The 24,454-nt window shown below is 61.5% G+C and carries 23 protein-coding genes; 12 read left to right on the forward strand and 11 right to left on the reverse strand.

Translation table 11 applies throughout. The features are described 5' to 3' along the window. Positions 1–95: 95 nt before the first annotated feature. Entirely contained in the window at positions 96–1,292 is a 1,197-nt protein-coding gene (locus tag Q1A44_RS12635) for a class I SAM-dependent methyltransferase (protein WP_299625402.1), read from the forward strand. Between the two features lie 3 nt (positions 1,293–1,295). On the opposite strand, the gene Q1A44_RS12640 is transcribed toward Q1A44_RS12635, so the two are convergent. Beyond that, positions 1,296–2,894, reverse strand: coding sequence for a helix-turn-helix domain-containing protein (locus Q1A44_RS12640; protein ID WP_299625405.1), 1,599 nt, complete (start codon positions 2,892–2,894; stop codon positions 1,296–1,298). Between the two features lie 164 nt (positions 2,895–3,058). Here Q1A44_RS12640 and Q1A44_RS12645 point away from each other — a divergent pair, with 164 nt between their 5' ends. Then, on the forward strand, positions 3,059–3,196 hold the full coding sequence (locus tag Q1A44_RS12645; RefSeq protein ID WP_299625408.1) for a hypothetical protein: 138 nt from the start codon (positions 3,059–3,061) through the stop codon (positions 3,194–3,196). A 250-nt stretch (positions 3,197–3,446) separates the two neighbouring features. On the opposite strand, the gene gatB is transcribed toward Q1A44_RS12645, so the two are convergent. Continuing rightward, complete coding sequence (gene gatB, locus Q1A44_RS12650; RefSeq protein WP_299625411.1) at positions 3,447–4,961, reverse strand: Asp-tRNA(Asn)/Glu-tRNA(Gln) amidotransferase subunit GatB; 1,515 nt, start codon at positions 4,959–4,961, stop codon at positions 3,447–3,449. Positions 4,962–5,077: 116 nt separating this feature from the next. On the opposite strand from gatB, the gene Q1A44_RS12655 reads away from it, so the two are divergent. Next, positions 5,078–5,560, forward strand: a complete 483-nt coding sequence (locus Q1A44_RS12655; RefSeq protein ID WP_299625415.1) for a hypothetical protein — start codon at positions 5,078–5,080, stop codon at positions 5,558–5,560. A 59-nt stretch (positions 5,561–5,619) separates the two neighbouring features. Here Q1A44_RS12655 and Q1A44_RS12660 read toward each other — a convergent pair whose 3' ends face one another. From Q1A44_RS12660 to Q1A44_RS12670, 3 genes are all read right to left on the reverse strand, one after another. Further along, the gene (locus Q1A44_RS12660; RefSeq protein ID WP_299625418.1) at positions 5,620–6,750 is read right to left on the reverse strand and encodes an aldo/keto reductase; all 1,131 of its coding nucleotides are present in this window, start codon (positions 6,748–6,750) and stop codon (positions 5,620–5,622) included. Positions 6,751–6,791: 41 nt separating this feature from the next. Then, positions 6,792–7,355 (reverse strand): nuclear transport factor 2 family protein, encoded by a 564-nt coding sequence (locus Q1A44_RS12665; protein WP_299625421.1) that lies wholly within the window; start codon positions 7,353–7,355, stop codon positions 6,792–6,794. Positions 7,356–7,445: 90 nt separating this feature from the next. Continuing rightward, entirely contained in the window at positions 7,446–8,333 is an 888-nt protein-coding gene (locus Q1A44_RS12670; RefSeq protein WP_299625424.1) for a LysR family transcriptional regulator, read from the reverse strand. Positions 8,334–8,430: 97 nt separating this feature from the next. Between Q1A44_RS12670 and Q1A44_RS12675 the strand changes: the two genes are divergently transcribed. Together Q1A44_RS12675 and Q1A44_RS12680 are read left to right on the forward strand one after the other, a co-directional pair. Continuing rightward, positions 8,431–9,366: a DMT family transporter gene (locus Q1A44_RS12675; RefSeq protein WP_299625427.1), complete on the forward strand. Its 936-nt coding sequence runs from the start codon at positions 8,431–8,433 to the stop codon at positions 9,364–9,366. After that, positions 9,363–10,700 carry an adenylate/guanylate cyclase domain-containing protein gene (locus Q1A44_RS12680; protein ID WP_299625430.1) on the forward strand — a complete coding sequence of 446 codons (1,338 nt, stop codon included), beginning with the start codon at positions 9,363–9,365 and terminating at the stop codon, positions 10,698–10,700. The genes Q1A44_RS12675 and Q1A44_RS12680 overlap by 4 nt, the downstream gene beginning before the upstream one ends. 7 nt (positions 10,701–10,707) lie before the next feature. On the opposite strand, the gene Q1A44_RS12685 is transcribed toward Q1A44_RS12680, so the two are convergent. Next, on the reverse strand, positions 10,708–11,874 hold the full coding sequence (locus tag Q1A44_RS12685) for a hypothetical protein (RefSeq protein ID WP_299625433.1): 1,167 nt from the start codon (positions 11,872–11,874) through the stop codon (positions 10,708–10,710). A 372-nt stretch (positions 11,875–12,246) separates the two neighbouring features. On the opposite strand from Q1A44_RS12685, the gene Q1A44_RS12690 reads away from it, so the two are divergent. After that, complete coding sequence (locus tag Q1A44_RS12690; protein WP_299625436.1) at positions 12,247–12,897, forward strand: transglycosylase SLT domain-containing protein; 651 nt, start codon at positions 12,247–12,249, stop codon at positions 12,895–12,897. A 114-nt stretch (positions 12,898–13,011) separates the two neighbouring features. Here Q1A44_RS12690 and Q1A44_RS12695 read toward each other — a convergent pair whose 3' ends face one another. The 4 genes from Q1A44_RS12695 to pepN all read right to left on the reverse strand — a co-directional run bounded on the left by Q1A44_RS12695 (position 13,012) and on the right by pepN (position 17,394). After that, positions 13,012–13,443: a hypothetical protein gene (locus Q1A44_RS12695; protein ID WP_299625439.1), complete on the reverse strand. Its 432-nt coding sequence runs from the start codon at positions 13,441–13,443 to the stop codon at positions 13,012–13,014. A gap of 5 nt (positions 13,444–13,448) precedes the next feature. Next, positions 13,449–14,192 carry an SDR family oxidoreductase gene (locus Q1A44_RS12700; protein WP_299625443.1) on the reverse strand — a complete coding sequence of 248 codons (744 nt, stop codon included), beginning with the start codon at positions 14,190–14,192 and terminating at the stop codon, positions 13,449–13,451. 53 nt (positions 14,193–14,245) lie between these two features. Further along, positions 14,246–14,764 carry a DUF1993 family protein gene (locus Q1A44_RS12705; RefSeq protein ID WP_299625446.1) on the reverse strand — a complete coding sequence of 173 codons (519 nt, stop codon included), beginning with the start codon at positions 14,762–14,764 and terminating at the stop codon, positions 14,246–14,248. 86 nt (positions 14,765–14,850) lie between these two features. After that, positions 14,851–17,394, reverse strand: coding sequence for an aminopeptidase N (pepN, locus tag Q1A44_RS12710; RefSeq protein ID WP_299625450.1), 2,544 nt, complete (start codon positions 17,392–17,394; stop codon positions 14,851–14,853). Positions 17,395–17,511: 117 nt separating this feature from the next. Here pepN and Q1A44_RS12715 point away from each other — a divergent pair, with 117 nt between their 5' ends. The 6 genes from Q1A44_RS12715 (at position 17,512) to Q1A44_RS12740 (ending at position 23,579) form a co-directional block, all read left to right on the forward strand. Continuing rightward, positions 17,512–19,038, forward strand: coding sequence for a cryptochrome/deoxyribodipyrimidine photo-lyase family protein (locus Q1A44_RS12715; RefSeq protein ID WP_299625453.1), 1,527 nt, complete (start codon positions 17,512–17,514; stop codon positions 19,036–19,038). Then, positions 19,038–19,190 (forward strand): DUF2256 domain-containing protein, encoded by a 153-nt coding sequence (locus tag Q1A44_RS12720; protein WP_299625456.1) that lies wholly within the window; start codon positions 19,038–19,040, stop codon positions 19,188–19,190. Before Q1A44_RS12715 ends, Q1A44_RS12720 begins: the two co-directional genes overlap by 1 nt. A 176-nt stretch (positions 19,191–19,366) precedes the next feature. Further along, positions 19,367–21,523: a malate synthase G gene (locus Q1A44_RS12725; protein WP_299625459.1), complete on the forward strand. Its 2,157-nt coding sequence runs from the start codon at positions 19,367–19,369 to the stop codon at positions 21,521–21,523. A 98-nt stretch (positions 21,524–21,621) separates the two neighbouring features. Next, the gene (locus Q1A44_RS12730; RefSeq protein ID WP_299625462.1) at positions 21,622–22,047 is read left to right on the forward strand and encodes a heme-binding protein; all 426 of its coding nucleotides are present in this window, start codon (positions 21,622–21,624) and stop codon (positions 22,045–22,047) included. A gap of 110 nt (positions 22,048–22,157) precedes the next feature. Beyond that, entirely contained in the window at positions 22,158–22,937 is a 780-nt protein-coding gene (locus tag Q1A44_RS12735; RefSeq protein WP_299625465.1) for a gamma-glutamyl-gamma-aminobutyrate hydrolase family protein, read from the forward strand. 51 nt (positions 22,938–22,988) lie between these two features. Beyond that, on the forward strand, positions 22,989–23,579 hold the full coding sequence (locus Q1A44_RS12740) for a transposase (protein ID WP_299625468.1): 591 nt from the start codon (positions 22,989–22,991) through the stop codon (positions 23,577–23,579). Positions 23,580–23,670: 91 nt separating this feature from the next. Here Q1A44_RS12740 and Q1A44_RS12745 read toward each other — a convergent pair whose 3' ends face one another. Next, positions 23,671–24,438 carry an SDR family NAD(P)-dependent oxidoreductase gene (locus Q1A44_RS12745; RefSeq protein WP_299625471.1) on the reverse strand — a complete coding sequence of 256 codons (768 nt, stop codon included), beginning with the start codon at positions 24,436–24,438 and terminating at the stop codon, positions 23,671–23,673. Positions 24,439–24,454: the final 16 nt, after the last annotated feature.

Raw genomic sequence — 24,454 nt, forward strand, 5'->3', positions numbered from 1 at the left:
GACAGGCGATGGGCGCGCGAAAGGGACGGATGTCGATTGCGCAGCCGAGCGGGGATGATACCCTGCACCCCGTTGCGCATTCGAAAGACCGCCCCATGACCCAATCCGATGTCCAGGCCCAATACGAGGCCTACCCATACCCCGAGCGCAAGCCCACCGACGAGCGCAAGCGCCTGATCTCCGGCTCCCCCTCGCTGCCCGTTGAAATGGATCACTGGCTGTGGGGGGGCGCGCGCGACTGGTCCCAACCCTTGCACGCGCTGATCGCAGGCGGCGGCACCGGTGACGGGCTGATGCAACTGGCCCAGACCCTCAAAGACGCAGGCCGCCCCTATAATATCACCTATCTCGACATGTCCACCGCCGCCCGGCGCATCGCCGAAAAACGGGCCGCGATCCGCAAGCTGAAAAACATCACCTTCGTCACCGGATCGCTCTTGGACGCAGGCCAATACGGCCCCTTCGACTACATCGACTGCTGCGGCGTGCTGCACCATCTGCCCGACCCGCAGGCGGGGTTCAACGCGCTGGCCCACGCGCTCAAGCCCCAGGGCGGCATCGGTCTCATGGTCTACGCGCCGCACGGGCGCTCCGGCGTCTACCCGCTGCAAGCGGCATTCAACCAGTTGCTGCAAGGGGTGGAGCCGCGCAAACGGCTCAAACGGGCCAAGGCAATCTTTGAGGGGCTGCCCGACGCCCACCCGTTCAAACGCAACACGCGGCTGGTGGACCACAAACAGGGGGACGCGGGGTTTTATGACCTGCTGCTGCACAGCTCTGACCGGCCCTACACGATCACCGAATTGATGGGCGCGCTGGACGGGGCAGGGCTGGAACACGTAGGCAGCCCCGAGCCCATGCTCTACGACCCCACCACGCTGGTGGGCGACGTGACCGGGATGGCGCAAACAGCACAAATGCAATTGGCCGAAAACCTGCGCGGCACGTTCAAAACCCATGTGGCCTATGCGCGGCTCAGGGGGCAGGTAGTCGCCCCCAAGGGCGATGCGCACGCAATCCCCCACCTGCGCATGGTGGCCGCCGCCGACCTCGCGGCCCATGTCAGCAAACGGGGGCAGATTACCATCGACACGGCGGCAGAGGCGTTCACCTTCCCGGTCGATCCTCAGGCCGCCCCCCTGATCGCCCACATCAACGGGCGAAATTCACTGGAGGCGATCCAGCAGACGGCAGAGCAGGACACAACCACATTCGCCCCCCTCTGGACCCAAATCGAAACCGCCCTCTGCGGCGCAGGGATGATGCACTATTCCGGGCTATTGTCGGGGTAGGGATCAGTCCGACAAAGCCTCCAGATCGGCCAGGATAGCGTCGCGCACGCGGGTGGTTTCGACATACTCGAAAGACATGTGCTCCGGGTCAAAAACCTCCAATGCGCGGTTCGCCGCTGCACAGGCGGAGGTCAAATCAGTATGCGGATACGACGCATCAATCCTTGACGCCCGCGAATGTAGCGCAATGGAGAGGTTTTTCTGCGTCATGGCCCACTGCACGGGATGGTCTTCGCGGGTGCGCACCTCAAGCGCCGCGCGATAAGCTGCGACCGCCTCTGTTGACAGTGTTGCCCCTTGCGGCCCGTCGGTGCGGATCGCTTGGTTTTGAAGAGCGTTGCCCAGGTTGTTTTGCGTCATCGCCCAATTTACTGAATGGTCCGCGCGGGAATAAATCTCTAACGCTGCGCGAAAGACGTGTACCGCTTCGGCCAGCAACTTGGCGCCTGTCGGCCCGGTGGTGCTATTGCCTTGGTCTCCAAGGGTGATGCCAAGGTTGTTTTGCGTCATCGCCCAATCCAGCGGATGGTCTGAGCGGGTGCAGATTTCAAGAGCCTCGCGATATGCGTCCACGGCTTCTGAAAAAAGCTGCGCGCCTCTGGGGCCATCGGTGCGGATACCTTGGTTTCTAAGAGCGATGCCAAGGTTGTTTTGCGTTATCGCCCAATCCACCGGGTAATCTGAGCGCGTCAAAACTTGAAGCGCGGCGCGATAAGCGCTCACCGCCTCCGCGAGCCGAGTAGCCCCTTGCGGCCCGTTGGTGCGGTTGCCTTTGTTTTGTAGCGCCAAAGCAAGGTTGTTTTGCCCAACTGCCCATAGCTTCGCATCTTGTTCGCGCAAATCAACAGTGAGAACTTGTTGGATGATTTCTGCCGATTTTGTTAGGCCGTCTCCACCATAACGCAGCCCATGGTCATAAAGCATCGGAAATGCTTTGTTCGCAGCTTGAATACGCCGTCGTGCAGGCTCCAGTGGGTCCACACTCCCAAAACTGTCTGCCGCGGCACACAGAATGCGAAAGGCCTGATTCACCCGCCCGCGCAACAATGCATTGTTGGCCCGCAACTCGGCGGTCTTTGCTGCCTCCTCTAACTCGACCTCCTGTACGCGGCTCAGCAATTCCTCAACCTCGTCGAGATCAACACGCGCTATGGCATCTTGTGCGGCGGCTTTCAGATTCGACAACCGCTTCAACCGATCGTCAATCGAATCCACTTCGGCCTTGAGGACGCGATGCTCATCCGCTTTCAGTGTCAGCAACCGACGCAACTCATCGTCCGGCAAAGAAAACGCACCCTCCAACTCAAACCGCGCCCCAAGGTTCTGCAATTCCTCCCGGCTCAGTGCCGGAATGTTTGCCAACTGCTCCGCAGCAGGCCGCGCTTGCCGGATGTGCTCCGTCTCAGCCGCTGAAATCGCCAATGCGTCACAGAGCTTTTGGATCGTCGCCTCTTGCGGCGTCACCCGGCCATTCTCGATCCGCGAAATATCCGCCTTGCGCGTGGAATCACCAAACACATCGCCCGCCAGCGTTTCCTGCGTCAACCGGGCCTCGCCCCGTTTGCGTTTGATCAGCGCGCCAAAGGCGACCGGGTCCAACAACTTTCCACAACTCCGAACAACTTGGGCCAACGGCCGTTCCGCATCTTTCCCACAACGAAATGTGCAGTCGAATACGGCACCTTATCCCTGCGCATCACAGTAACCACGTCGGGCCCGACGCTCAATCTGAAAGGGAAACAATGTTTGAGCGTTTGAAGAAAGCCATGAAATTCTGCGTCTGTCATCACGGCCTTTACGGAGGGCTCTGTGCCAGCCACAGTTGGGCGGCTTGGGCCACGCAAAAACCCGAAGTCTATCTGCCGATGGTGCTGCTTTATGCGGTGCTTGCGTGGCGGGGGTAAATGAGTAAACGCGGGCAGGGGTTACGCAAAAGTAAACCTGCCCACTCAAACATTAACGCCGCCCGAAAGTTAACGGATCATGACCTGCGCCGACCGGCTCAAAATGTACATTTTGACCGCCAAACCGTACGTTTGCTCCATAAGGCCCGAAAGTCAGCAGTTTGGCGGCCCCTCAAAATGTACATTTTGAGCGCGTAACTGCACGGTTTCGCCAAAACGTCCCACCGAACGCCCCATTAACGGGGGCGCTTTAACCCAGCCCCAGCTTCGCCGCCACCAACGCATTCACCGCCTTGGGGTTCGCCTTGCCGCCCGTCGCTTTCATCACCTGACCTACGAACCAACCCGCCAGTTTCGGATTGGCCTGCGCCTTCTCCACCTGTGCCGGATTGGCGGCGATGATCTCGTCCACAGCCGCCTCGATCGCGCCGGTATCCGTGACCTGTTTCATGCCTTCGGTCTCGACAATCTCGGCCGGGTCGCGCCCGGTTGTGTAAGCGATTTCAAAGACTTCCTTGGCGATCTTGCCCGAGATGGCATCCGAGGCGATCAGGTCCACGATCCCGCCCAGTTGCGCGGGCGTCACCGGGCTGTCGGTGATATCGCGGTCGTCCTTTTTCAACCGGCCAAACAGCTCATTGATGACCCAGTTCGCCGCCTGTTTGCCATCACGCCCCGCCGCCACATCCTCAAAATAGGCCGCCGTGTCCACATCCGCTGTCAGCACGCTCGCATCATATCCGGTCAACCCGAAGTCTTTGATAAAGCGCGCCTTTTTCGCATCCGGCAGCTCCGGCAAAGAGGCGGCAATGTCGTCAACCCAGCCCTGTTCAATCTCCAAAGGCAGCAAATCAGGGTCCGGGAAATAGCGGTAATCATGCGCCTCTTCCTTGCTGCGCATCGACCGCGTTTCACCCTTGTCCGGATCGTACAAACGCGTCTCCTGCTCGACTTCACCGCCGCCTTCAACGATGGCAATCTGACGCCGCGCCTCGACCTCGATCGCCTGCTGGATAAAGCGCATGGAGTTCATATTCTTGATCTCGCAGCGGGTGCCCAGATGGGAAAAATCCTGTGTTTCCTGATACTTCTCGTATTGGCCGGGCAGGCAAATCGACACGTTCACATCCGCCCGCATCGCGCCCGATTGCATGTCTCCATTGCAGGTGCCGAGGTAGCGCAGGATCTGGCGCAGCTTGGTCAGATAAGCCGCCGCCTCCTCAGGCCCGCGAATGTCGGGGCGGCTGACGATTTCCATCAGCGCCACGCCGGTGCGGTTCAGATCGACAAAGGACATGTTCGGATCCATGTCATGGATCGATTTGCCCGCGTCCTGCTCCATGTGAATCCGTTCGATCCGGACAAGGCGCGCCTGGTCGTTCGGCATCTCGACCAGTACTTCGCCTTCGCCCACAATCGGTTGATAAAGCTGGGAAATCTGGTAACCCTGCGGCAGGTCGGGATAGAAATAATTCTTGCGGTCAAAGGCCGATGTCAGGTTGATCGCGGCCTTTAATCCCAACCCCGTGCGCACCGCCTGTTCCACGCAAAACTCGTTGATCACAGGCAGCATCCCAGGCATCGCCGCATCCACAAAGGCCACGTTGGAATTGGGTTCTGCCCCAAAGGTCGTGGAGGCGCCAGAAAACAGTTTCGCGTTCGAGCTGATCTGCGCATGCACTTCCATCCCGATGACCAATTCCCAGTCATGTTTCGCGCCAGCAATCGTTTTGGGCGTCGGGGTCTCGTATGTCAGATCAAGCATTGTCTCACCGCGTCAGTTGGGGCCGGTTTGGGGTGTAGTTCAGGTGGGGGTGCCCCGCAAGAGGGCGCGGCGTTCAGGCCCCTTGGTTTTGCGGGCAAGGCGTGCAAACTGGGCAGATGATCATCGACGAACGCCCGGTGCCCGAGGGCACGCTCATCGCCCCCTTTGCTGTGGCCGAGGGGCATCATGTCGATTGTTTTGAGTGTGCCGTTTCGGCGCCAGTATCGTTACCCGCGTTCATCACCGCCTTCTACACCCAGCCGCTGTTCCGGGCCGAGCGTTTGGTGCTTCGCGTGCTGGCCCGCGCGCCCTCGACCGATGCGGATGTGGCCGCGCTTGCTGCGGGGCAGGCAGACCGCTTTGCCGTGTGGCAGGTTGCGGGGCGCACAGGGGCCGAACTGCTGATGGGCGACCAAAACGGGCGCACGCTGTCGTGGTTGCAGGCAGAGGGGGGGACGCTGCGCTTTGGGTCCGTTGTGGTGCCGGTGCGTGGGCGGCGCGGGAAGCTGACGCTGGGCCCGGTGTTCCTTAGCTTGCTGGGCGCGCACAAAGTCTATTCCCGGGCCCTGTTGTCCGGGGCGGCGCGGCGTCTGAGATAGACGGCAAAAACCCTGACGATGCCATTTCTGCACCGTCAGGGCCAAATTTTCCCGTCGGATCAGGATCTTGCGGGTGCCTCAACACCCGACCATTCCTGCACCATCTCGGGCATCCGTGCGCCCTTGACGGTGATGGCGGCCACGGCGGCGTTCAACTCGGCCAACTCTTCCGGAGTGAAACGCACCGCCGTCGCGCCCGCATTCTGCAGCATATGCGGCATCTGCGTGGTGCCGGGGATCGGCACGACCGAGGGGCCTTGGGCCATCAACCAGGCCAGAGCGATCTGACCGGGGGCGACGTTCTTGCGGGTGCCCCAGGATTTTGCCAGCTCCACCAACGCCATGTTGGCCTCGCGGTTTTCTGGGTCCATCCGCGAGGTATTTGCGCGGAAATCACCGGGGGCAAAGCTGGTGCCCATGTCAATTGCACCGGTCAGAAAGCCGTAGCCCAACGGGCTGAAGGGGACAAAGCCGATACCCAACTCTTCGCAAAGTGCGAGCAAGCCATTCTCGGGCCCGCGCCACAGCATCGAATACTCGTTCTGCACCGCAGCCACGGGCAATTCTGCATGGGCGCGGCGCAAAGTCTCCGGCCCCATTTCGGACAGGCCCCAATGCAGCACCTTGCCCTCATCCATCAGGTCACGCACGGCGCCCGCCACCTCCTCGATTGGCACAGTGGGGTCTACCCGGTGCTGATAGAGCAGCTCGACCCGGTCGGTCCGCAAACGACGCAGCGAGCCTTCGACCGCCTTCTTGATATGGGCGGGGCGACTGATCAATCCCGGTTGCCAGGCCCCGGTTTCGAGGTTGACGTTAAAGCCGAACTTGGTCGCGATCTGCATCTTGTCGCGGATGCCTTGGGACGCCTCGCCCAGAATACGCTCGGACTCGTGCGGGCCATAAACCTCGGCCGTGTCGATGAAGGTCACGCCCTCATCCACTGCGGCGCGGATGATCCTGTGCATCTCGGCCCGGTTGGGGATGGTGGTCTGGAACGTGCGGCTGTGATTCTGCACGCCGAGACCGATGGCGGACACATTGAGCCCGCCCAACATGCGGCGGCCTTCGACCGTCGCCGCCGCGGTGGATTGGGCAGCAGCCCGCTTGGGCGTGACACTGCCCAAGGCAAGGGCGGCGGCCCCTGCAGTCAGAATCGAACGGCGGGTTGGGTTAAGTTGATTGGTCATATCAGTACTCCGATTTTTTCACGTAAAGTCAGATGTGTGGGTTAGCTGCCTGGGGTGTTGCGGACAAAATCGTTGCCCCGCTCTGCCGTGGCGGTAAAGGTCATGGCGTTAACCATCCAACCGGCCTCTGTTTGGGAAAAGCCGTGCACATAGGTGCCCCAGACTTCCCACATGGCATCGCCACCATTTTCCTCCAATGCGCCGCGTTCCATCCGGTTCCAGGCATAGCCGTGCGAGTACATCGTGGCGCTGCCATCATCCTCGAAAGTCACGCGGTGATTGCCGCGCAGGTGGAAGGACGCCTTTTCCGCGGTCAGATTGGCGGACCACCCCGCGATAAGCGCATCGGCCGGGATTGTGGCCGGATCACCGCCAACCAATGAGGTGAAATCCACGTCGATCATGTCGGTGAAAAAGCTGCGGGCCAGCGTCCAGTCCTTGGCATCGACCGCTGCATCCAGCGCATCGGCAATGCGGATCATTTCAGCCTGTGCCACAAGGGTCTCGGCGGTTATCGGCGTGCCGGCCTTGGGGGCCTCGGCCTGCGCGGCAAAGGGCAGGGAAAGTGCTGTGGCGAGCAGGGTGCCGGTCAGTCTGCGTTTCATCGTAGCCTCCATCGTGTTGCTGTGATGGGACTAATCTGGCGATGTCATCGCATAATTAAAAATTCTAATAAGATATGAAGGTGATACCTTCTAGGCATCAATGTCGGCAACCACATTGCGCAGCCGTTCTGTCAGCTTTCCAGGCGTCTTGCCTGTGACAAAGAGAAACTCAATCGGCACCGAGAGCCCGGCCACCCGACGAAACTGCACCTGTTTCGGGGGGCGAGCCATATTGGCCGAGTTGACAAAGGCACAGCCGACGCCTGCGGACACCAGGCTGAGAATCGTGGTTTCGTTTTCCGCCTCTTGCACCACAAGCGGATCAAATCCGATGTGGGCCAAGGCGCCAAACAAGGCGTCATGATAGGCCGGTGCGACGCGGCGCGGAAAGGCCACGACGGGCAGGCCGTCAATGTCGTCGAGGTCCAGCGGCCCGTCCTTGTCAAAGTCCAGATCAGTGGAGGCGGCCAGCACCACATCGTCCACCCGAAGGGACAGGATGTTCAATGTATCCTCGACCAGATTGTCCTGGCGATAGACAAAGGCCGCGTCCAACTCATCCGCCAATAGGGCATCAATCTGGTCAACCGAGCCCATGGGTCGCACGTCGAGCCGGACATTGGGATAGGCGCGGGCATATCGGCTGAGGGCCTGCGGCATGTGCCCGGCCCAAGAGGCACTTTCCAACAGGCCGATCCTCAGGTGGCCTGCCTCGCCCTTGTCGATGCGCCGCGCTTCATCCGCAGCCTTGGTTGAAGCGGCCAGAATTGCGCGCGCCCGGTTGGAAAAGGCGCGACCCGCATCCGTCAGCACCACCCGCCGTCCCTCGCGCAAAAGAAGGTCAACGCCCAATTCCGCCTCGAGGTCGCGGATCTGACGCGACACCGCAGGCTGGGCGATCCGCAAGCGTTCAGCCGCATGGCTGATGCCACCATGATCGGCGACGGCCACGAAATAGCGCAGGTGGCGAAGCTCCATAATCCATGCCTCATGAGTATTGGTTTGGGTATTTATTAGCATTGGAGAGTATCAGTTCAAGGCTTCAATCTAGGGCGACCCTTGGATGGAGACCGAAATGACCCTGAAACATCTGACTGGACCCCTGTTAGGGTTTGCCACGATCCTGTGTTGGTCCAGCTACAATGTTGCCGCGAAACATGGCATCGACACCGGTATTTCGCCTCAGGCGCTAACCTTTTTGCGCTTTGCGGTTCCGGGGGTGATCGCGGTTCCACTGCTGTTGGTCCTGTGGCTGCGGGGGCGGTCTTTGGGCATCACACTGCGGCGCTTGGCTGTACTGGTGCTGCTCGGCGGTCCAGTTTTTGGCCTCGTGGCGGTCAGCGGTTATGTTCACGCGCCTTTGTCCCACGGGCTATTATTTGCGCCGGTGGCGGTCTTTGTCACCACCAGCGTTCTGGGCCGCATCCTGTTGGCGGAACCGCTACGCGCTCGGCGGCTGGCTGGGGCAGGCATTATGTTTACGGGCCTCGGGGTGCTGGTCGGTTTTGGCCTTGGCGATCTGGGGGCAGATTGGGGGCAGGGCGTCGTGCTGTTTGTTGCGGCGGGGGCCATGTGGGGCGGTTATACCGTGTTGCTGCGCCACTGGCGCGTGCCCATGATCCAGGGGACGGTGGCTGTGGCCGCAGGATCGGCCCTGACGGCCATTCCAGCCTTGGGGTGGGTCGCGGCCGAAAGTTTGCTCAGCGCGCCGACCGGGGCTTTGATCCTTCAAGCGGTGATGCAAGGGCTGGTCGGTGGCGTTATCAGCGTCGTCGCCCTGATCGGGGCCGTGCGTCTGATGCCGGTGCAGGTGGCGGGCCTTTTACCGATATTTACGCCCGTGGTGGCACTCGCCCTTGCGGCAGCAGCCTTTGGCACAATGCCCACCGGGGCAGAGATCATCGGCGTGACGATCATCGCTGCGGGCTTTTTGTTCAGCTTTGGCGTCAGGCTGAGCCAGCCATTTTCGTGGTCCCAAACCGGGTCAAAATCGCGCAGACTGCGCTCATGACGACCGCTGACACTGATCCGTTTGCCGCAGAATCTGCGGCGCGCTTGATCCGGGCCGAGCAAAATGGCCTGCGTCTGGCCATCGCCTGCCGGACGCTGGTTACCGGGCTTGCTTTTGCTTGGTATGTGGGCGCACCGATCCTCTTTGACGGGTTTGAACCGCGTCTGGCCGCTGTACTTGTCTTGTTGCTCTTTACCGCCGTGGGGGTGGCGCATTTGGCGGTGATCGGCACGCGCTTTGATCGGTCCTGGATGAAATATGCCGTGTACGCCCTTGATACTCTGTCCATCTGTGCGACTTTTGCTCTGATCCCGATCAGTCGGGCGGACGACGTGCCCCAGATCATCGCCTTTCGGGCCTACGGCATTTACTACCTCTTTCCGCTTGTCGCGATTGCCTGCCTCAGCCTGTCATGGCGTCTGGTGCTGTGGACCGGTGCGCTTTGTGTTGCAGGGTGGTGGGCGGCGTTTGGGTGGGTGATCACGGGGATGCAAACCTACCTGTCTTGGGCCGATATCCCGGCCAATGCCACACGCGCCGATTACGAGCGTGTGTTCTTGTCCATCGACTTTGTCGGGCGGGGCAACCGGATCGAAGAAACCGCGATGCTGATGTTTGGCGCAATGATCCTGGCGGTGGCCGTGTACCGGGCGCGGGGCGTCTTCTTTGCCCAAGTGGCCTCGGACCTTGCAGAGCGACGCGAACGCGATGCGCGCCAGAAAGTCAGCGCGCTCTTGGGAAAATACGTGCCGGCCGAGATTGCGCAAAGGCTGATTGCGAATGATGGCCCGATGCGGCCGCAACGAACGGCGGGCACCGCCCTTGTCATGGATATCGCTGGCTTTACCGCCTTTTCCGCCCAGAATGCGCCGGAACATGTCATCCGCGTTTTGGATGCCTTTTTGTCCGATGCCACGGATGTAGTATCAAAGCATGGCGGCATCGTGATGTCCTATCTTGGGGATGGATTTCTGGTGACGTTCAACGCGCCTATTGGCATTCCGAACCCCGAGCAGGCGGCGATGCAGGCGGCCCGCGCCCTTTTGGGCATTGGGCAGGGACACGGTTTTGACATTCGGGTGGGAATTGCCAGCGGCGATCTGGTCACGGGGACAATCGGCTCGTCTGAACGCCAGTCCTTTACGGTTTATGGGGACGCTGTGAACCTGGCTGCCCGCCTTGAAGGGCAGTGCAAGATCTTGGGCGTATCGGTGTTGGTCGATGCGGCGACGCAAGCGGCCGTGACGGACATCGAACTGGAGGCCTGCGGCGCTCAAAACATCGCAGGGCTTGCATCCCAAGTGCCCGTCTACTGCCTGAGTGGGGAAGGCTGAGCCTGCGTCATACCGCGTGCGTTTCGGCCCCGTTTTCGGTAAAGACCACCCGCTTGCCCGCCGCCAGTTCGCGACGGAAGAGATCCGTCAGATAACGCAGCGCGTCCGCATAGCCCGAGGCGGCAAAACGGTCGGCACAGCGCACCTTGAGCGCATTATCAAACCCGCGTGCGGCATGGGCCCACAACATCGGATGCAACTCGGTCAGGTGGTCCTTGACCACCCATGCCGCGGCAGAGGCGATCTGTGCACGGATGTAATCCGCCTCGTCATGACCCGTGGGCGTGGCGCCCATGGTATTGGCGCAATAGGCCGCGATCAGGTTCACGGTGTACTGGTCCGGCGAGACGCGCAGGATGTCGCGCAATCCGTCGAGGAAAAAGTCGAGGTCAAGGCGGGCGCAGGCCTCCGTATCGGCGGAAATGGCGTCGAACATGACCCACGCATAGGCCCCGGCCCCCCAGACATCGTGGGTCCGCCCGGCGGCACGGCGGGCCTCAAGCTCAAGCCGGTCGTAATCGCCATGCCAGCGGGGCAGCAGGTGGCCACCCAAAGCGCGCAGGGCGCGGGGGTCACGGGGATCAATGTCGATCCAGGCCTCGTAATCAGCAACGATCTTGCGGGCGGGGCCGCCGATGCCACCGATGAGCGCGCACCGGGCTGACGCGAGCAGTGTCAGAGTGTGGTGCTTGGTGTCAAATGCAGCGACAATATCGGCGGCCCGGTCGAAATGGGCGGCGAAGGCTTCGCGGTTGCGCGCGGGTACTTCGATGTCCCAGGCGGTCCCGCGCCAGGCCCAGCCGATGTCCATATGCGCCTTGGCCACGATGGCGGCAATGACCGGATCCTCGGGGTGGTCGGCCAGAACCTCTTCGAGCGCTTCGATACCCGCCAAGAGTGGGGCATCGCGGTCGGGACGGCCCGACAAGAGGGCGTGTTCGGCAGCGCCAACAACATCGGCGCGTGCGCCATAGGCCATGAGTTCGGAGATGGGCATGCCGCCCTGCGTCTTGAGCCGTGCGGCATCCGCCTCTGCGATTGCCTTTGACAGGCCTGCCCAATCTTCTTGCCGGGCCAATCGGAGGCCCCGCAATTGCTGGGCATCGCGGTCGCGGTCTTCGGCCGTGGGGTCGGGGCAGGGGATCGTCAGCGCGCTTTCCAGCGCAGTTGCCATCTGCCTGCGGTTAAACTTCGGTTTCGGTTTCGGCGCAGTTTGCAGAACGCCGTCTAATGCCATGTCGCCAAAAGGGTCCCGCAGTTTGCTGCGGAATTGCGCCAAAGGCGCTAGAATGCGTTCTGCAAATGCCATCGTAAAAACAATCCGTCACTGGTTACTGAGCACGTTGTGGCAGGGAATTGAGACGCAAACAGGGCAGGCTGGCGTCAACAAAGGGCAATTGCCGCGAAGAATTTTTGCACTTACCCGCAGGTGGCGAAACAATGCAATCTGGGGTCGTGGATTGTCCTGATTTGAGCAGGGAATGCCACAGGGCCCGCCAGATTCTATCGTGGACAGCGCGGGCAAGACCCCGCCATATTCGCGGTCATGTTACGTGTTTTGAGCCTTGTTTGCCTGTTCTGGTCTGTTGTGGCCTCTGCCGAAGTGGCAAGCCCCGAACCGGTGCGCCCTGTGGCGCGCGAGGGGGCCTTGCCCCACACCCGCTGGACCCACCAACCGGGACATGCGGTGTGGAACCGTGCGGCGATTTCTGCCCTCAAGACACATGGTCGTGCGCTGGTTGAGATGGTGCCCGGTGACATATCAAACTGGTGCCCGGCATATGATGGCGCGGATGGGGCGGGACGTCGTGCGTTTTGGGTCGGATTTTTGTCGGCTCTGGCCAAACACGAAAGCACGTACCGGCCCGCGGCGATCGGGGGGGGCGGCAAATGGTATGGCCTGCTGCAAATCCTGCCCGCCACGGCCCGGGGATATAAGTGTAACGTCGGTACGGGTGAGGCGCTCAAGAACGGCGCTGCGAACCTCAGCTGTGCCGTGCGTATCATGGCCGTCACTGTGCCCCGTGACGGTGTGATCCACGGCCGTGATCGCAAATGGCGCGGGGTAAGTGCGGATTGGGGCCCCATGCGCTCGCGCGCCAAGCGCGCCGACATTGCAGGCTGGTTGCGCCGCCAGCCCTATTGTCAGGCTTTGGCCCAGACCCGACCCGTCGCCCGTCCGGCTCTATCGGATTGAGCGCCTTTCGGCGCGCACGATGTTTTGCATCTGCCTCCGGCAACTGCGTTTTGTGGGGGCCAGCCCCCACACCCCCGGGATATTTATAGCCAAAAGAAGAACGGGAGTGCCGCGTCAGCCCATGAGCGAGAAGTGGTGTCTTTCGACTTTGATACCGCGCTCGGTCAGTTCGGTCTCAAACAGGTCCGCGGGCGGGGTGGTTTCCAGCGGCAATCTTATTTTACGGCCCGTGATCAGTACCACCGTTGTACGGATCGACAGGTCGAGCCGCGTGTCGAGCCGTAGGTGGCTGATCTGATCCCAGGTGATCGTCCCTTTGCGTCGGCCAGAGAAAAAACTGAGCCCGTCACTGCCCAGCCGCAGCCCGGACCTGCGCGCGCTGATCAGGTCGTAGAGTGCCGGTAGGGTGAAAAGGCCCAAAACCCCCATCAGCCAAGGCGCCGCCTCGAGTTGGGTGACCGCCAGAATAAGCGCCCCCCAGACCAGGATCAGCGTGATCAGGGTGGCCCGGTTTCGGCCAGTGGTTTCAAAAGAATAGGGTTTCATGCCCTCTAGCGCCCACCTGTAACATCCAGCGCGGAACCGGTGATATAGCTCGCCTTGGCGGAGGCGAGCCAGAGGATGGCTTCAGCGACTTCCTCGGCCGTGCCCGCCCGTTTCATGGGCACCATCGGCCCAAGCCGTTCGGCCCTGTCAGGTTGACCGCCCTTGCCGTGAATGTCCGTCAGGATGATTCCGGGGCGCACGGACATGACCCTGATGTTGTCCGGGGCGACCTCGTCCGACAGCCCTTTGGTGAAGGTGTCAATGGCCCCTTTGGAGGCGGCATAGTCCAGGTATTGATTGCCTGATCCCAACCGGGCGGCGGCGGATGACAGATTGATGATTGCACCACCGTCGCCCTGAGCCTGCATGCGGATCACGGCTTCTTTGGCGACCAGTATGGCGCCGATGACGTTGACGTTCATCATCCGCGTCAGACGGGCATGGCCGATCTGAGTCAGAGGGGCGGCATCGGCCACGATCCCTGCATTGTTGATCAGCACGTCGATGCGGCCAAAGCTGTCGTCTGCTGCCTTAAAGATGGTTTGGATATCGTCCGGGTTTGCGACGTCCCCTTGCACGATGACACATTTCGCGCCAGCGGCCTCGACGTCCTTCTGGACCGCTTCGGCATCGGATCGCGAAGCGCGGTAATTCAGCACGAGGTCGTAATCCGGGGCAGCCAGGCGCGCGCAGGCAGCGCCGATCCCGGCAGAACCGCCGGTGATGAGGCAAACGGGGCGTTGGGTCATTTCGGGGCCTTTTTTGATGTCGGTATTTGGTCGGTATAGCGTCGGTGCAAATGTCAGTGTGATACGGTGCCGCGCTGGGCAAAATTTGTGCCGGGACTGTAGACATGAAACCCGTCAAGGTCCCCTTTGCCCACATTTGCTCCTGCGGCGCGCAGCGTGGCATAGCCGAGCGTCAAATGGAACTGCGCGTTGGGAAGAGCATAGAGCAATGCGTAATCCTGGCCTGTCTGCGTCAGTTCGGCCTCGCCCGCGACATGAGTGATCTCACGGGCTTCGGCCCCCTCGAAATTCAATGGCGTGAGAGAGCCGAGCAGAAAGTGCATGTCCTGGGCCAGTGCCACGATGGCCCCCGCCGATGGGTCGAAAGGCAAGTCAGGTACGTCGTCGCCTTGCAGCGGCATGACGGTGCGGGCCACATAGCCTAAAGCGACGCAGAAGTGTTCCCCACCAGTGAAGCCGTCCTCGGCCAGGCGGTGCCCCAAAGGACCCTCATCGTCGAGTTTTCTGATCAGGCGGGGGATGGCCTGGGTCAGCCGTTTCAGCGGGGGGACTGTGACGTCAAAAAGGGTCATGATCTGGCTTTGCTTGAGAGGGTGGGAGCAGGGCAGCAGCCCCGCACCCGCCCCGGGATTTTTTTCGAACAGAGAACAAAGGCGCGCTAGGCTTCTCTGATCCGCGTGATCATTTCGGTAGTGTCGCGGCTCAGGCCCGGGGTGTTTGCAATCCGTTCCAATTCCTTTTGGATCATCGACTGGCGAATGCCATCATAGCGTCGCCAGGTCTGGAATGCCGCGCACATGCGCGCCGTCGTTTGCGGGTTCACCGGGTCAAGCGTGATCAGCCAGTCGGCCAGCAAGGCATAGCCGGAGCCGTCCTTGGCGTGAAAGCCCGCGTGATGCCCGGCCAGTGCGCCCAGAGTGGCCCGGAAGCGATTGGGGTTTTTCCAGTTGAACGCCTTGAGCTTGGTCAGCGCCTTGGCGGTGTCGGCTGCATCGTCAGGGTCGGCGGTGGACACTTGCAGGCCAAACCATTTGTCCATCACCAGCCGGTCGTCTTTCCACTGTGCCTCGAATTGCGACAGGGCCGCGTCGCCGCGCCCGGCACGGATCAAGTTGGCCAGCGCGCTGAGTTGAAGCGTCATGTTGTCGGCGTTGTCATATTGCGCCTGAGCCTGATCGCCGCCGTCCTGCCGGGTCAGCAAGGTCAAAAGGGTACTGCCAAGCGCGCGCATTCCGGATTGGGCGGCGTCGGGCGCGTAGGCCTCTTGGACCTGATTGGCAGCATAGAGAGCGGGCAGGTCATCGGCCATCAAGTCCGAAAGTGCGTATTTCAGCGCGTGCCCTGCGTCCCAGATTGCATCCGGGTCAGGCGTGTGCCCGGTGCGGTGCAATTCGGCGGCCAAGGCCGACTGGCTTGGCAGGTCCAGCATGAGCGACCGATAGGCCGGGTCGAGCGTGTCGTCAGCCAAGAGTTTAGCGATGCCGCTCAACCACGCCTCGTCCGGTGCCTTGCCCTTGGTGATCGTCGAGATCAACGAGGCTCGCGCGAGGTTTTGCGCGGCCTCCCACCGGTTGAACGGGTCCGTATCATGGGCAAGCAGGAACGCGTGATCGGCGGCGTGATCCAGCACCACCGGGGCCGAGAACCCGCGCAGGATCGAGGGCACGGGTTTTGCCGCCATGCCCGGGAACGTGAAGGTTTGGCTCGCATCCGTCAGTTCCAGGATTTGGGTGCCCATCGCCTCGGTTCCGTCCGGGGCAAGCAGGCCCACGGCCAAGGGGATCACTTGCGGTTTTGGGTCGGGCGTTGTGGCGCTGGGCGGCAGGGATTGGGTCACCGTCAGGGTGTAGGTTCCATCCGCGAACCCATCTGTGACGCTGACCGTTGGCGTGCCCGCCTGGCTATACCATCGTTTGAATTGTGTGAGGTCGCGGCCGGTGCTGTCCTCAAACACCCTGAGCCAGTCCTCGATCGTGCAAGCTTGCCCGTCGTGCCGGTCGAAATAGAGGTCCACGGCCTTGGAATATGCATCAGCCCCCACGAGCGTTTGCAGCATCCGGATGACCTCGGCCCCTTTTTCATAGACCGTGGCAGTGTAGAAGTTGTTGATCTCCTGAAAGCTTTCGGGGCGCACCGGGTGCGAGAGCGGCCCTTGATCTTCGGGGAATTGCCGCCCGCGCAGGTCGATCACGTCCGAAATCCGTTTCACCGGCGCGCTGCGCATGTCAGCGGTGAACTGGCTGTCGCGGAAGACCGTCAGCCCTTCCTTGAGGCACAGCTGAAACCAGTCGCGGCAGGTGATCCGGTTGCCCGTCCAGTTGTGGAAATACTCATGCGCGATGATCGCCTCGATCCGCTCAAAGTTCATATCGGTGGAGGTTTCGGGCGAGGCGAGCACCGCAGAGGCGTTGAAGATGTTCAGCCCCTTGTTCTCCATCGCCCCCATGTTGAAATCATCCACTGCCACGATGTTGAACACATCCAGATCATAGGCCCGGCCATAGACCTTTTCGTCCCAGATCATGCTGTCTTTGAGGGCCTGCATGCCAAAGGCACATTTGCCTTCATCGCCGGGGCGGACATAGAGGGCGAGGTCGACCTTGCGCCCCTCGTTCGTGGTAAAGGTGTCGCGGTGGGCGACGAGTTCGCCGGCTACGAGCGCAAAGAGGTAGGCGGGCTTGGGCCATGGGTCATGCCATTCAGCCCAGCCGTCGCCCGAAGCCACGGGGTTGCCGTTGGACAGCAGTGTGCCGTGCGGTCCGTTGATCCGCACGGTGAAGGTGCTCATCACATCCGGACGGTCGGGGTAATAGGTGATCTTGCGAAAGCCCTCGGCCTCGCATTGCGTGCAGTACATACCTCCCGAAAGGTACAACCCTTCCAGCGCCGTATTGGCCTCCGGGTCGATCTGGACCTCGCATTCCCAGGTGAAGGGGATGGAGGGGACGTCACAGGTCAGCCCTTCGGGCGACACGTTGGGCGAAACCGCCTCTCCATCGATCTTGGCGCTGATCAAGGACAGATTCTCACCGTGCAGAAAAAACGTCTGGTCCGTGGCTTGCGCGTTCGGGGCAAAGCGGATCCGGGATGTGACCCGCGTGGCCGACGGGGCCAGATCAAAGGTCAGGTGCACCTCTTCGATCCGAAAGCCGAAGGGGGTGTAGTCAGCAAGAAAGATCGTCTGTGGGCTCGCGTCGCGCATGTGGGAAATACCGCCATTGGGGAAATCAGTTGGGCAGACGTTAGGCGGATGGCTGTCGGGCTGCAAGATCGCTGCGGATGGCTGGCGCGCAGGCGCCTGCGCCCTAGATCGGTCGTTATGACAACGGTTGTTTGGTTCAAACGGGATTTGCGTGTGACAGATCATGCGGCGCTGGCGCGGGCGGCGGCGCTGGGCGACGTCGTGCCGCTCTATATATATGAGCCGGACTATTGGGCACTGCCGGATGTGTCGGGGAGACAGTTCGACTTTGTCGCTGAAAGCGTGGCGGCGTTGGACACGGCATTACAAGGCCTGGGGCTTGGGTTGAGCGTGCGGGTGGGCCGCGTTGTTGACGTGCTGGCCGAATTGCGTCGCGATATCGGATTTGACCGGATGACCAGTCACGAGGAAACCGGCAACGGCTGGACCTATGCCCGCGACCTTGAGGTGGGCGACTGGTGTCGGGCCAATGGGGTCATCTGGGAAGAGTTGGCACAATCGGGCGTCGTGCGCCGCTTGAACGGGCGCGATGGCTGGGCGGTGCAACGCAATGCATTCATGCGCCAGGCGCAGATAGAAATGCCCGGCGCGCTGAGTGGCCCAATCATGACCTCAGACCCGGTCCCGCGCCTGGTCGCGGATGACCCCTGCACTGCGCGGCAGTTCGGTGGGCGGCCCATGGCGCTGTCCCTTCTGGGTAGTTTCCTGACCGAGCGGGGCAAGACCTATCGCCGCGACATGTCCTCGCCTCTGACCGGAGAGCGGGCCTGTTCCCGGTTGTCACCTTACTTGGCCTTTGGGTGCCTGAGCGGGCGCGAGGCGGCCCAAGCCGCAGCGGCGCGCCAGCGCGAGGTCAAAGGCACGCGCGAGGACTGGGGCGGGTCGCTGAAGTCCTTTCAGGCGCGTCTCGCTTGGCGGGACCATTTCATGCAAAAGCTGGAGGATCAGCCGAGCCTTGAGCATCAATGCCTGCATTCCGCCTATGAAGGGCTGCGACCGCTGGACCCGGACGCAGCGCGGCTGGCGGCTTGGGAAAAGGGCGAGACGGGGCTGCCCTTTGTGGATTCATGCATGCGCTATCTGAACGCGACGGGCTGGTTGAATTTTCGGATGCGGTCGATGGTGATGGCGGTGGCATCCTATCACCTTTGGCTGGACTGGCGGGTAACGGGGTTGCATCTGGCGCGGCAATTCACGGATTTTGAGCCGGGCATCCACTGGCCGCAGGTGCAGATGCAATCGGGTACGACCGGGATGAACACCGTGCGGATCTACAACCCGGTCAAACAGGGGCGGGATCAGGACCCGGATGGGGTGTTCACGCGGGCGTGGCTGCCCGAGCTGGCGGCGGTGCCAGATGAGTACCTGCAGGAACCGTGGCGCTGGGCGGGGGCAGGGCAGGTGCTGGGCCGCGTTTATCCTGCACCGATCGTGGATGTGACGGCGGCGGCGCGTGCGGCACGGGACAAGGTTTGGGCCGTGCGCAAGGGCGGGGCGTTCCGGGCCGAGGCGTCGCGGGTGATCGAAAAACATGCCAGCCGCAAAGACCCGCAGCGGCATTTCCTAAACGACCGCGCGCCCAGGCCCCGTAAGGCGGGGGTGTCCGCCGCTCGCGACACCCGCCAGATGGGATTTGATTTCTGATGGGGCGGATGCGGCGCAAGGCAGACCTGCCGCAAAAGATGTGTCCGGTCTGTGCCCGGCCTTTCACTTGGCGGAAAAAGTGGGACAAGGTCTGGGACGAGATCAAATACTGTTCTGACCGCTGCCGTCGCGACGCAAAATCCAGCCGTTAGGCATGGCGCACCAATAGGTACGCCTTACGGGGATTTTGCCGGACTTTGATCGCAAAAATTGAATCGCGTCGAAATCTCATCATTTTGGTAATATTTTCGGACCAATGCTGTTTACGATAGGAAACAGCGGCACTAGGTATGCCCGCGTATACCAAGGACTGGGCGAGGGGCCGACCATGACAAATTACGTTGAACGCGCTGAATTGCAGGTGGCCGATGCCCTTGCAGAGTTCATTGAAACGCGCGCGCTGCCGGGTACGGGTATTGATGTCGCTGACTTCTGGGCCGGGTTTTCCGGCATCGTCCATGATCTTGGTCCCAAGAACCGGGCCCTGTTGGCGGAACGCGCGAGCATGCAGGCAAAGATTGACGCCTGGCATGTGGCCCACCGGGCCGAAGACTTCGACGCCGTTGCCTACCGTGCCTTTCTGAGCGAGATCGGGTATTTGGTGCCGGAGGGGCCGGATTTCGAGATCGAAACCGCCAATGTGGACCCCGAGATCGCGCAAATCCCCGGGCCGCAATTGGTTGTGCCGATCATGAATGCCCGCTTTGCCCTGAATGCGGCCAATGCCCGGTGGGGCAGCCTTTATGATGCTGTGTATGGCACCGATGTGCTGGGCGACCTGCCTGCGGGCAAGGGCTATGACACGGCACGCGGCGCGCGCGTTGTGGCTTGGGCCAAATCGTTCATGGACGATGCTATGCCACTGAGCGGTGCCAAATGGGCCGATGTGGACGGCATTGATCTGGACGGTGACGCGTTGACTTTGACCGCGGGCGGTAATTCGGTCCATTTGGTGGACCCAGCCCAATATGCAGGCCATGCCACCAGCGACGCTGGGCAATGCTATCTCTTTAAACGCAACGGCCTGGGTATCGAGGTGGTGGTGAACCCAAGTGACACCATCGGCGCGACCGACCCGGCTGGTATCGCCACGATCAACCTTGAATCGGCCTTGTCGACGATCATGGATTGCGAAGACAGCGTGGCGGCTGTCGATGCCGAGGACAAAGTTCTGGCTTATGGCAATTGGCTTGGCCTGATGAAGGGCGATCTGAGCGAGACCTTTGAAAAGGGTGGCAAAACGATCACCCGCCAGATGCGTGCAGATGCACCCTATACCGGCCCTGACGGTGCGCCATTTGACGTCAAGGGGCGCAGCCTGATGTTGGTCCGCAATGTGGGCCATCTGATGACCAACCCCGCCATACTGGACCGCGATGGCCTGGAAGTGGGCGAGGGATTGATGGATGCGATGTGCACCACGCTGATCGCCATGCATGATCTGCAAAAAACGGGTGGACTGCGTAACTCCGTCACCCGCTCGGTCTATGTGGTCAAGCCCAAGATGCATGGGCCGACCGAGGTCGCCTTTGCTGACGAGATTTTCACCCGCGTGGAAACTGTGCTGGGCCTGCCTGCCAATACTGTGAAACTGGGGATCATGGATGAGGAACGGCGCACAAGCGCCAACCTAAAGGAATGCATTCGCGCGGCGAAATCCCGCGTCGCCTTTATCAACACCGGTTTCCTGGACCGGACCGGCGATGAAATCCACACCTCTATGGAAGCCGGGCCCATGGTGCCAAAGGGCGAGATGAAAGGGGCTGCCTGGATCGCGTCCTATGAGGATCGCAATGTCGATATCGGTCTGGCCTGTGGCTTGCAGGGGCGCGCACAGATCGGCAAGGGCATGTGGGCCATGCCCGACCTGATGGCCGAGATGCTGGAGGCCAAGATCGGCCATCCCAAATCAGGCGCAAACTGCGCCTGGGTGCCATCGCCCACTGCAGCCACCTTGCACGCCACGCATTATCACCATGTCGACGTGCTGGCCCGGCAGGCCGAGCTGAAGGCTGGGGGGGCGCGCGGCACGCTGGACGATCTGTTGACTATCCCGGTGGCTTTGGGTCGCAATTTCTCGGATCAGGAAATTGCCCGCGAGTTGGAGAACAACGCCCAGGGCATTCTGGGCTATGTGGTGCGTTGGGTCGATCAAGGGGTCGGATGTTCGAAAGTGCCTGACATCAATGATGTGGCCCTCATGGAAGACCGCGCCACCTGCCGCATCAGTGCGCAGGCCATGGCCAACTGGTTGCATCACGGAGTTGTCTCCGAGCAGCAGGTTATGGCGGCGCTGAAAAAGATGGCTGCGGTTGTGGATCAGCAGAATGCAGGTGATGGGGCCTATGTGCCAATGGCGCCGGGCTTTGACGGTGTTGCCTTTCAGGCAGCCTGTGATCTGGTGTTGAAAGGTCGCGTGCAGCCCTCGGGTTACACCGAGCCTGTTCTTCATGCCCGCCGGTTGGAGTTCAAAGCCGCCGGTTGAGTAGGTCGCTCCGTTGGACCGGGGGCAGCCCCCGGACTCCGGGATATATTTGGCCGAGAGAAATGGGGCGCGAGAAGCGCTTGAGGGAAGGAAATAATATGTCGATTTCATTGGAACAGGCGCGGATCATGATTGCGCAGGCTTTGGCAAAAGGCGCTGAGATGGGCCTTAAACCCCTGTCGGTGGTGGTGCTGGACGCTGGCGGTCACTGCAAAGCGTTTGAACGTCAGGACGGCGCGGCCCCCGGTCGGTTCGGGATTGCTCAGGGTAAGGCCTATGGCTCTGTCATGCTGGGCATGGCGGGCACGGCGCAACTGGCCCGGGCTGAACAACAGGGGTTTTTCATGGCGGCCGTCAACGGCGTTTATGGCGGTCAGGTTGTGCCGGTGCCCGGTGGCGTTTTGGTGCGCGACCAGGCGGGTGAGATCGTCGGCGCCGTGGGCGTAACAGGCGACACCTCGGACAATGACGCGGCTGTGGCGGCATTTGGTATCGCTCAGGCGGGGTTTGTGGCGGAAATTTAGGCGATTTGTTCAGTTGCGGCTTTGCGCACAGGCACTTGCGCGCGGGTCGCTCTGTTCACAAATGGCAGCTTTGACTATATCTGCGTCACGCGCAAATTAAGAGGTTGTTCATGGCAAGGCCCATCATCGGCATCATCGCAAATCACCATGTCATCAATGAAGAGTATTGTGTGCAAGCGGCGGGAATGATCAACACCTCCGCTGTTGCGGATGTGGCTGAAGGCCTGCCGCTGCTTGTACCTGCCGAGCCTGACAAAGTGCGCATCGCCGACCTTTTGGAGCATTGTGCAGGCTTTGTCTTTACAGGCGGGCGCGCAAACGTGCATCCCGAGGAATATGGTGAAGAACCGACCGACGCCCACGGGGATTTTGACCGCGCGCGCGATCAGGTCACCTTGCCCTTGATCCGGGCCCTGGTCGAACGCGGCCAGCCTTTTCTGGGCATCTGCCGCGGTTTTCAGGAGGTCAACGTGGCCATGGGCGGTTCGCTCTATCCCGAGATCCGCGAATTGCCGGGCCGCGACAATCACCGGATGCCGCCTGACGGGACGTTGGACGAGAAATTTGCCCTCCGCCATGACGTGACCTTTTCCGAAGGGGGCGTGTTTCACAGGTTGATGGGGCGCCAGTCGGTGCCCACGAACACCTTGCACGGGCAGGGGATCAAGACGGCGGGCCCTCGTGTTGTTGTCGACGGTCATGCCCCGGATGGGACGCCCGAGGCGATCTATATTGACGGCGCGCCGGGCTTTACCCTTTCGGTGCAGTGGCACCCGGAATGGAATGCAAAGGCAGACCCCGTGTCGCGCCCCCTATTCGAGGCTTTTGGTGCGGCGTGCCGCGATTGGTCTAACGGCAAACACGCGCACCCGGTGTTGCGAAGTGCCTGAGATGCGGCTGCGTTAAACAGCGATTAACCTTGGCCCGTTTAGCGTGGGTCCATGCCCAGCTACAATCGCACCGGCCGCGCAGGCGGCCTATATTTTTTCACTGTTCGGTTGGCCGATCACCGGTCTAGCCTGTTGGTGCGCGAAGTCGCGCAGTTGCGTCAGGTGACGCGCCAGACCCGCGATCGCATGCCGTTCGAGATTGTCGACATTGTCGTTCTGCCTGCGGTGATTCACACGATTTGGAAGCTGCCTGTGGACGATTCTGATTTCTCGACCCGCTGGCGGATGTTGAAATCCCTGTTTTCGCGCGGCTTGCCTGCGCCAGAAGTGAGAGAAGGGGTGCGCTTGCGCCCCGGCGAAAAGGGAATCTGGCAGCGTCGGTTTTGGGAGCATGTGATCCGGGATGCGGACGATCTGGCGGCGCACCGCCACATGATCCATAGCGCGCCAGTGCAGGCGGGTTTGGTGAACCGGATGCAGGATTGGCCCTGGTCGTCGGTGCACAGGGCGATTGCGCGGGGCGAAGTGCCGTCGACAAGTCCAATCGGCGACGGATATCACCCCTTGCCACCCGGGTGGCGCACCACAGGTACACCTTACGGGGATGTGGCAAGGGCGCGCCCGGAGCGGCGACAGGCGTAATCCTTGACGCAGTTGTGACATCGCGCCTGAGCTGGCCCTCGGACGTATCCCCGTAAGGCGGAGGTGTCCTCCGCCTCGCGCTATCCATCCTTTACACCGTTTGCCCGCCAGAGATCTGGATGCTTTGTCCGTTGATGCTTTGAGAGCCGGGGCCAACCAGCCAGAGGGCTGCGGCAGCGACCTCTTCCACCTCTAGCAAACGCTTGTGGCGGTTTGCCTCTACCATGACCTGGCGTGCGGCTTCGGCGCTCATGCCTGTGCGCGCGGCGATGGCTGTCTGGTTGCGATCTACAATGGGCGTGTCCACATAGCCCGGGCACAGTGCGTTGAACGTATAGGGCTGGCTCATGTAATCCTCGCTCAGCGACCGGACCAACCCGATCAGCCCGTGTTTTGAGGCCGCATATGCGGCAGCACCCGGCAGGCCCCGCAGCCCCGCGATTGAAGAGACTGCAATGACCCGCCCCCAATCGGTCTGGCGCATACCGCTTAGGCATTCGCGGATCGTCAGGAACGCCCCATCGAGGTTGGTGGCCATCATGTCACGCCAAAATGCCATGTCGGTCTTGTGCAGGCTGCGCCCTTCGGCAACGCCCGCATTGGGCACGCAAATCTGCACCGGGCCGCGCGCCGCCACGGCCGCCGCGATCACATCACAGACAGAGCTTTCGTCGCGCACGTCCATGGCCGCGCCGAACATCCTGTCACCGGCCACCTCGTCCAGCACCGACTGCCGCCGTCCCGTGATGGTGACTTGCGCCCCTTGAGCCGCAAGCGCCTGGGCAATGGCCAGACCAATGCCCGTACCGCCGCCAGTGACCAAAGCGTGTGTGCCGGTAAGTGTCTGTTCCTGAGCCATCGGGCGTTCCTCTGTG

Origin of the sequence: uncultured Tateyamaria sp. (assembly GCF_947503705.1) — a bacterium.
GTDB lineage: Bacteria > Pseudomonadota > Alphaproteobacteria > Rhodobacterales > Rhodobacteraceae > Tateyamaria.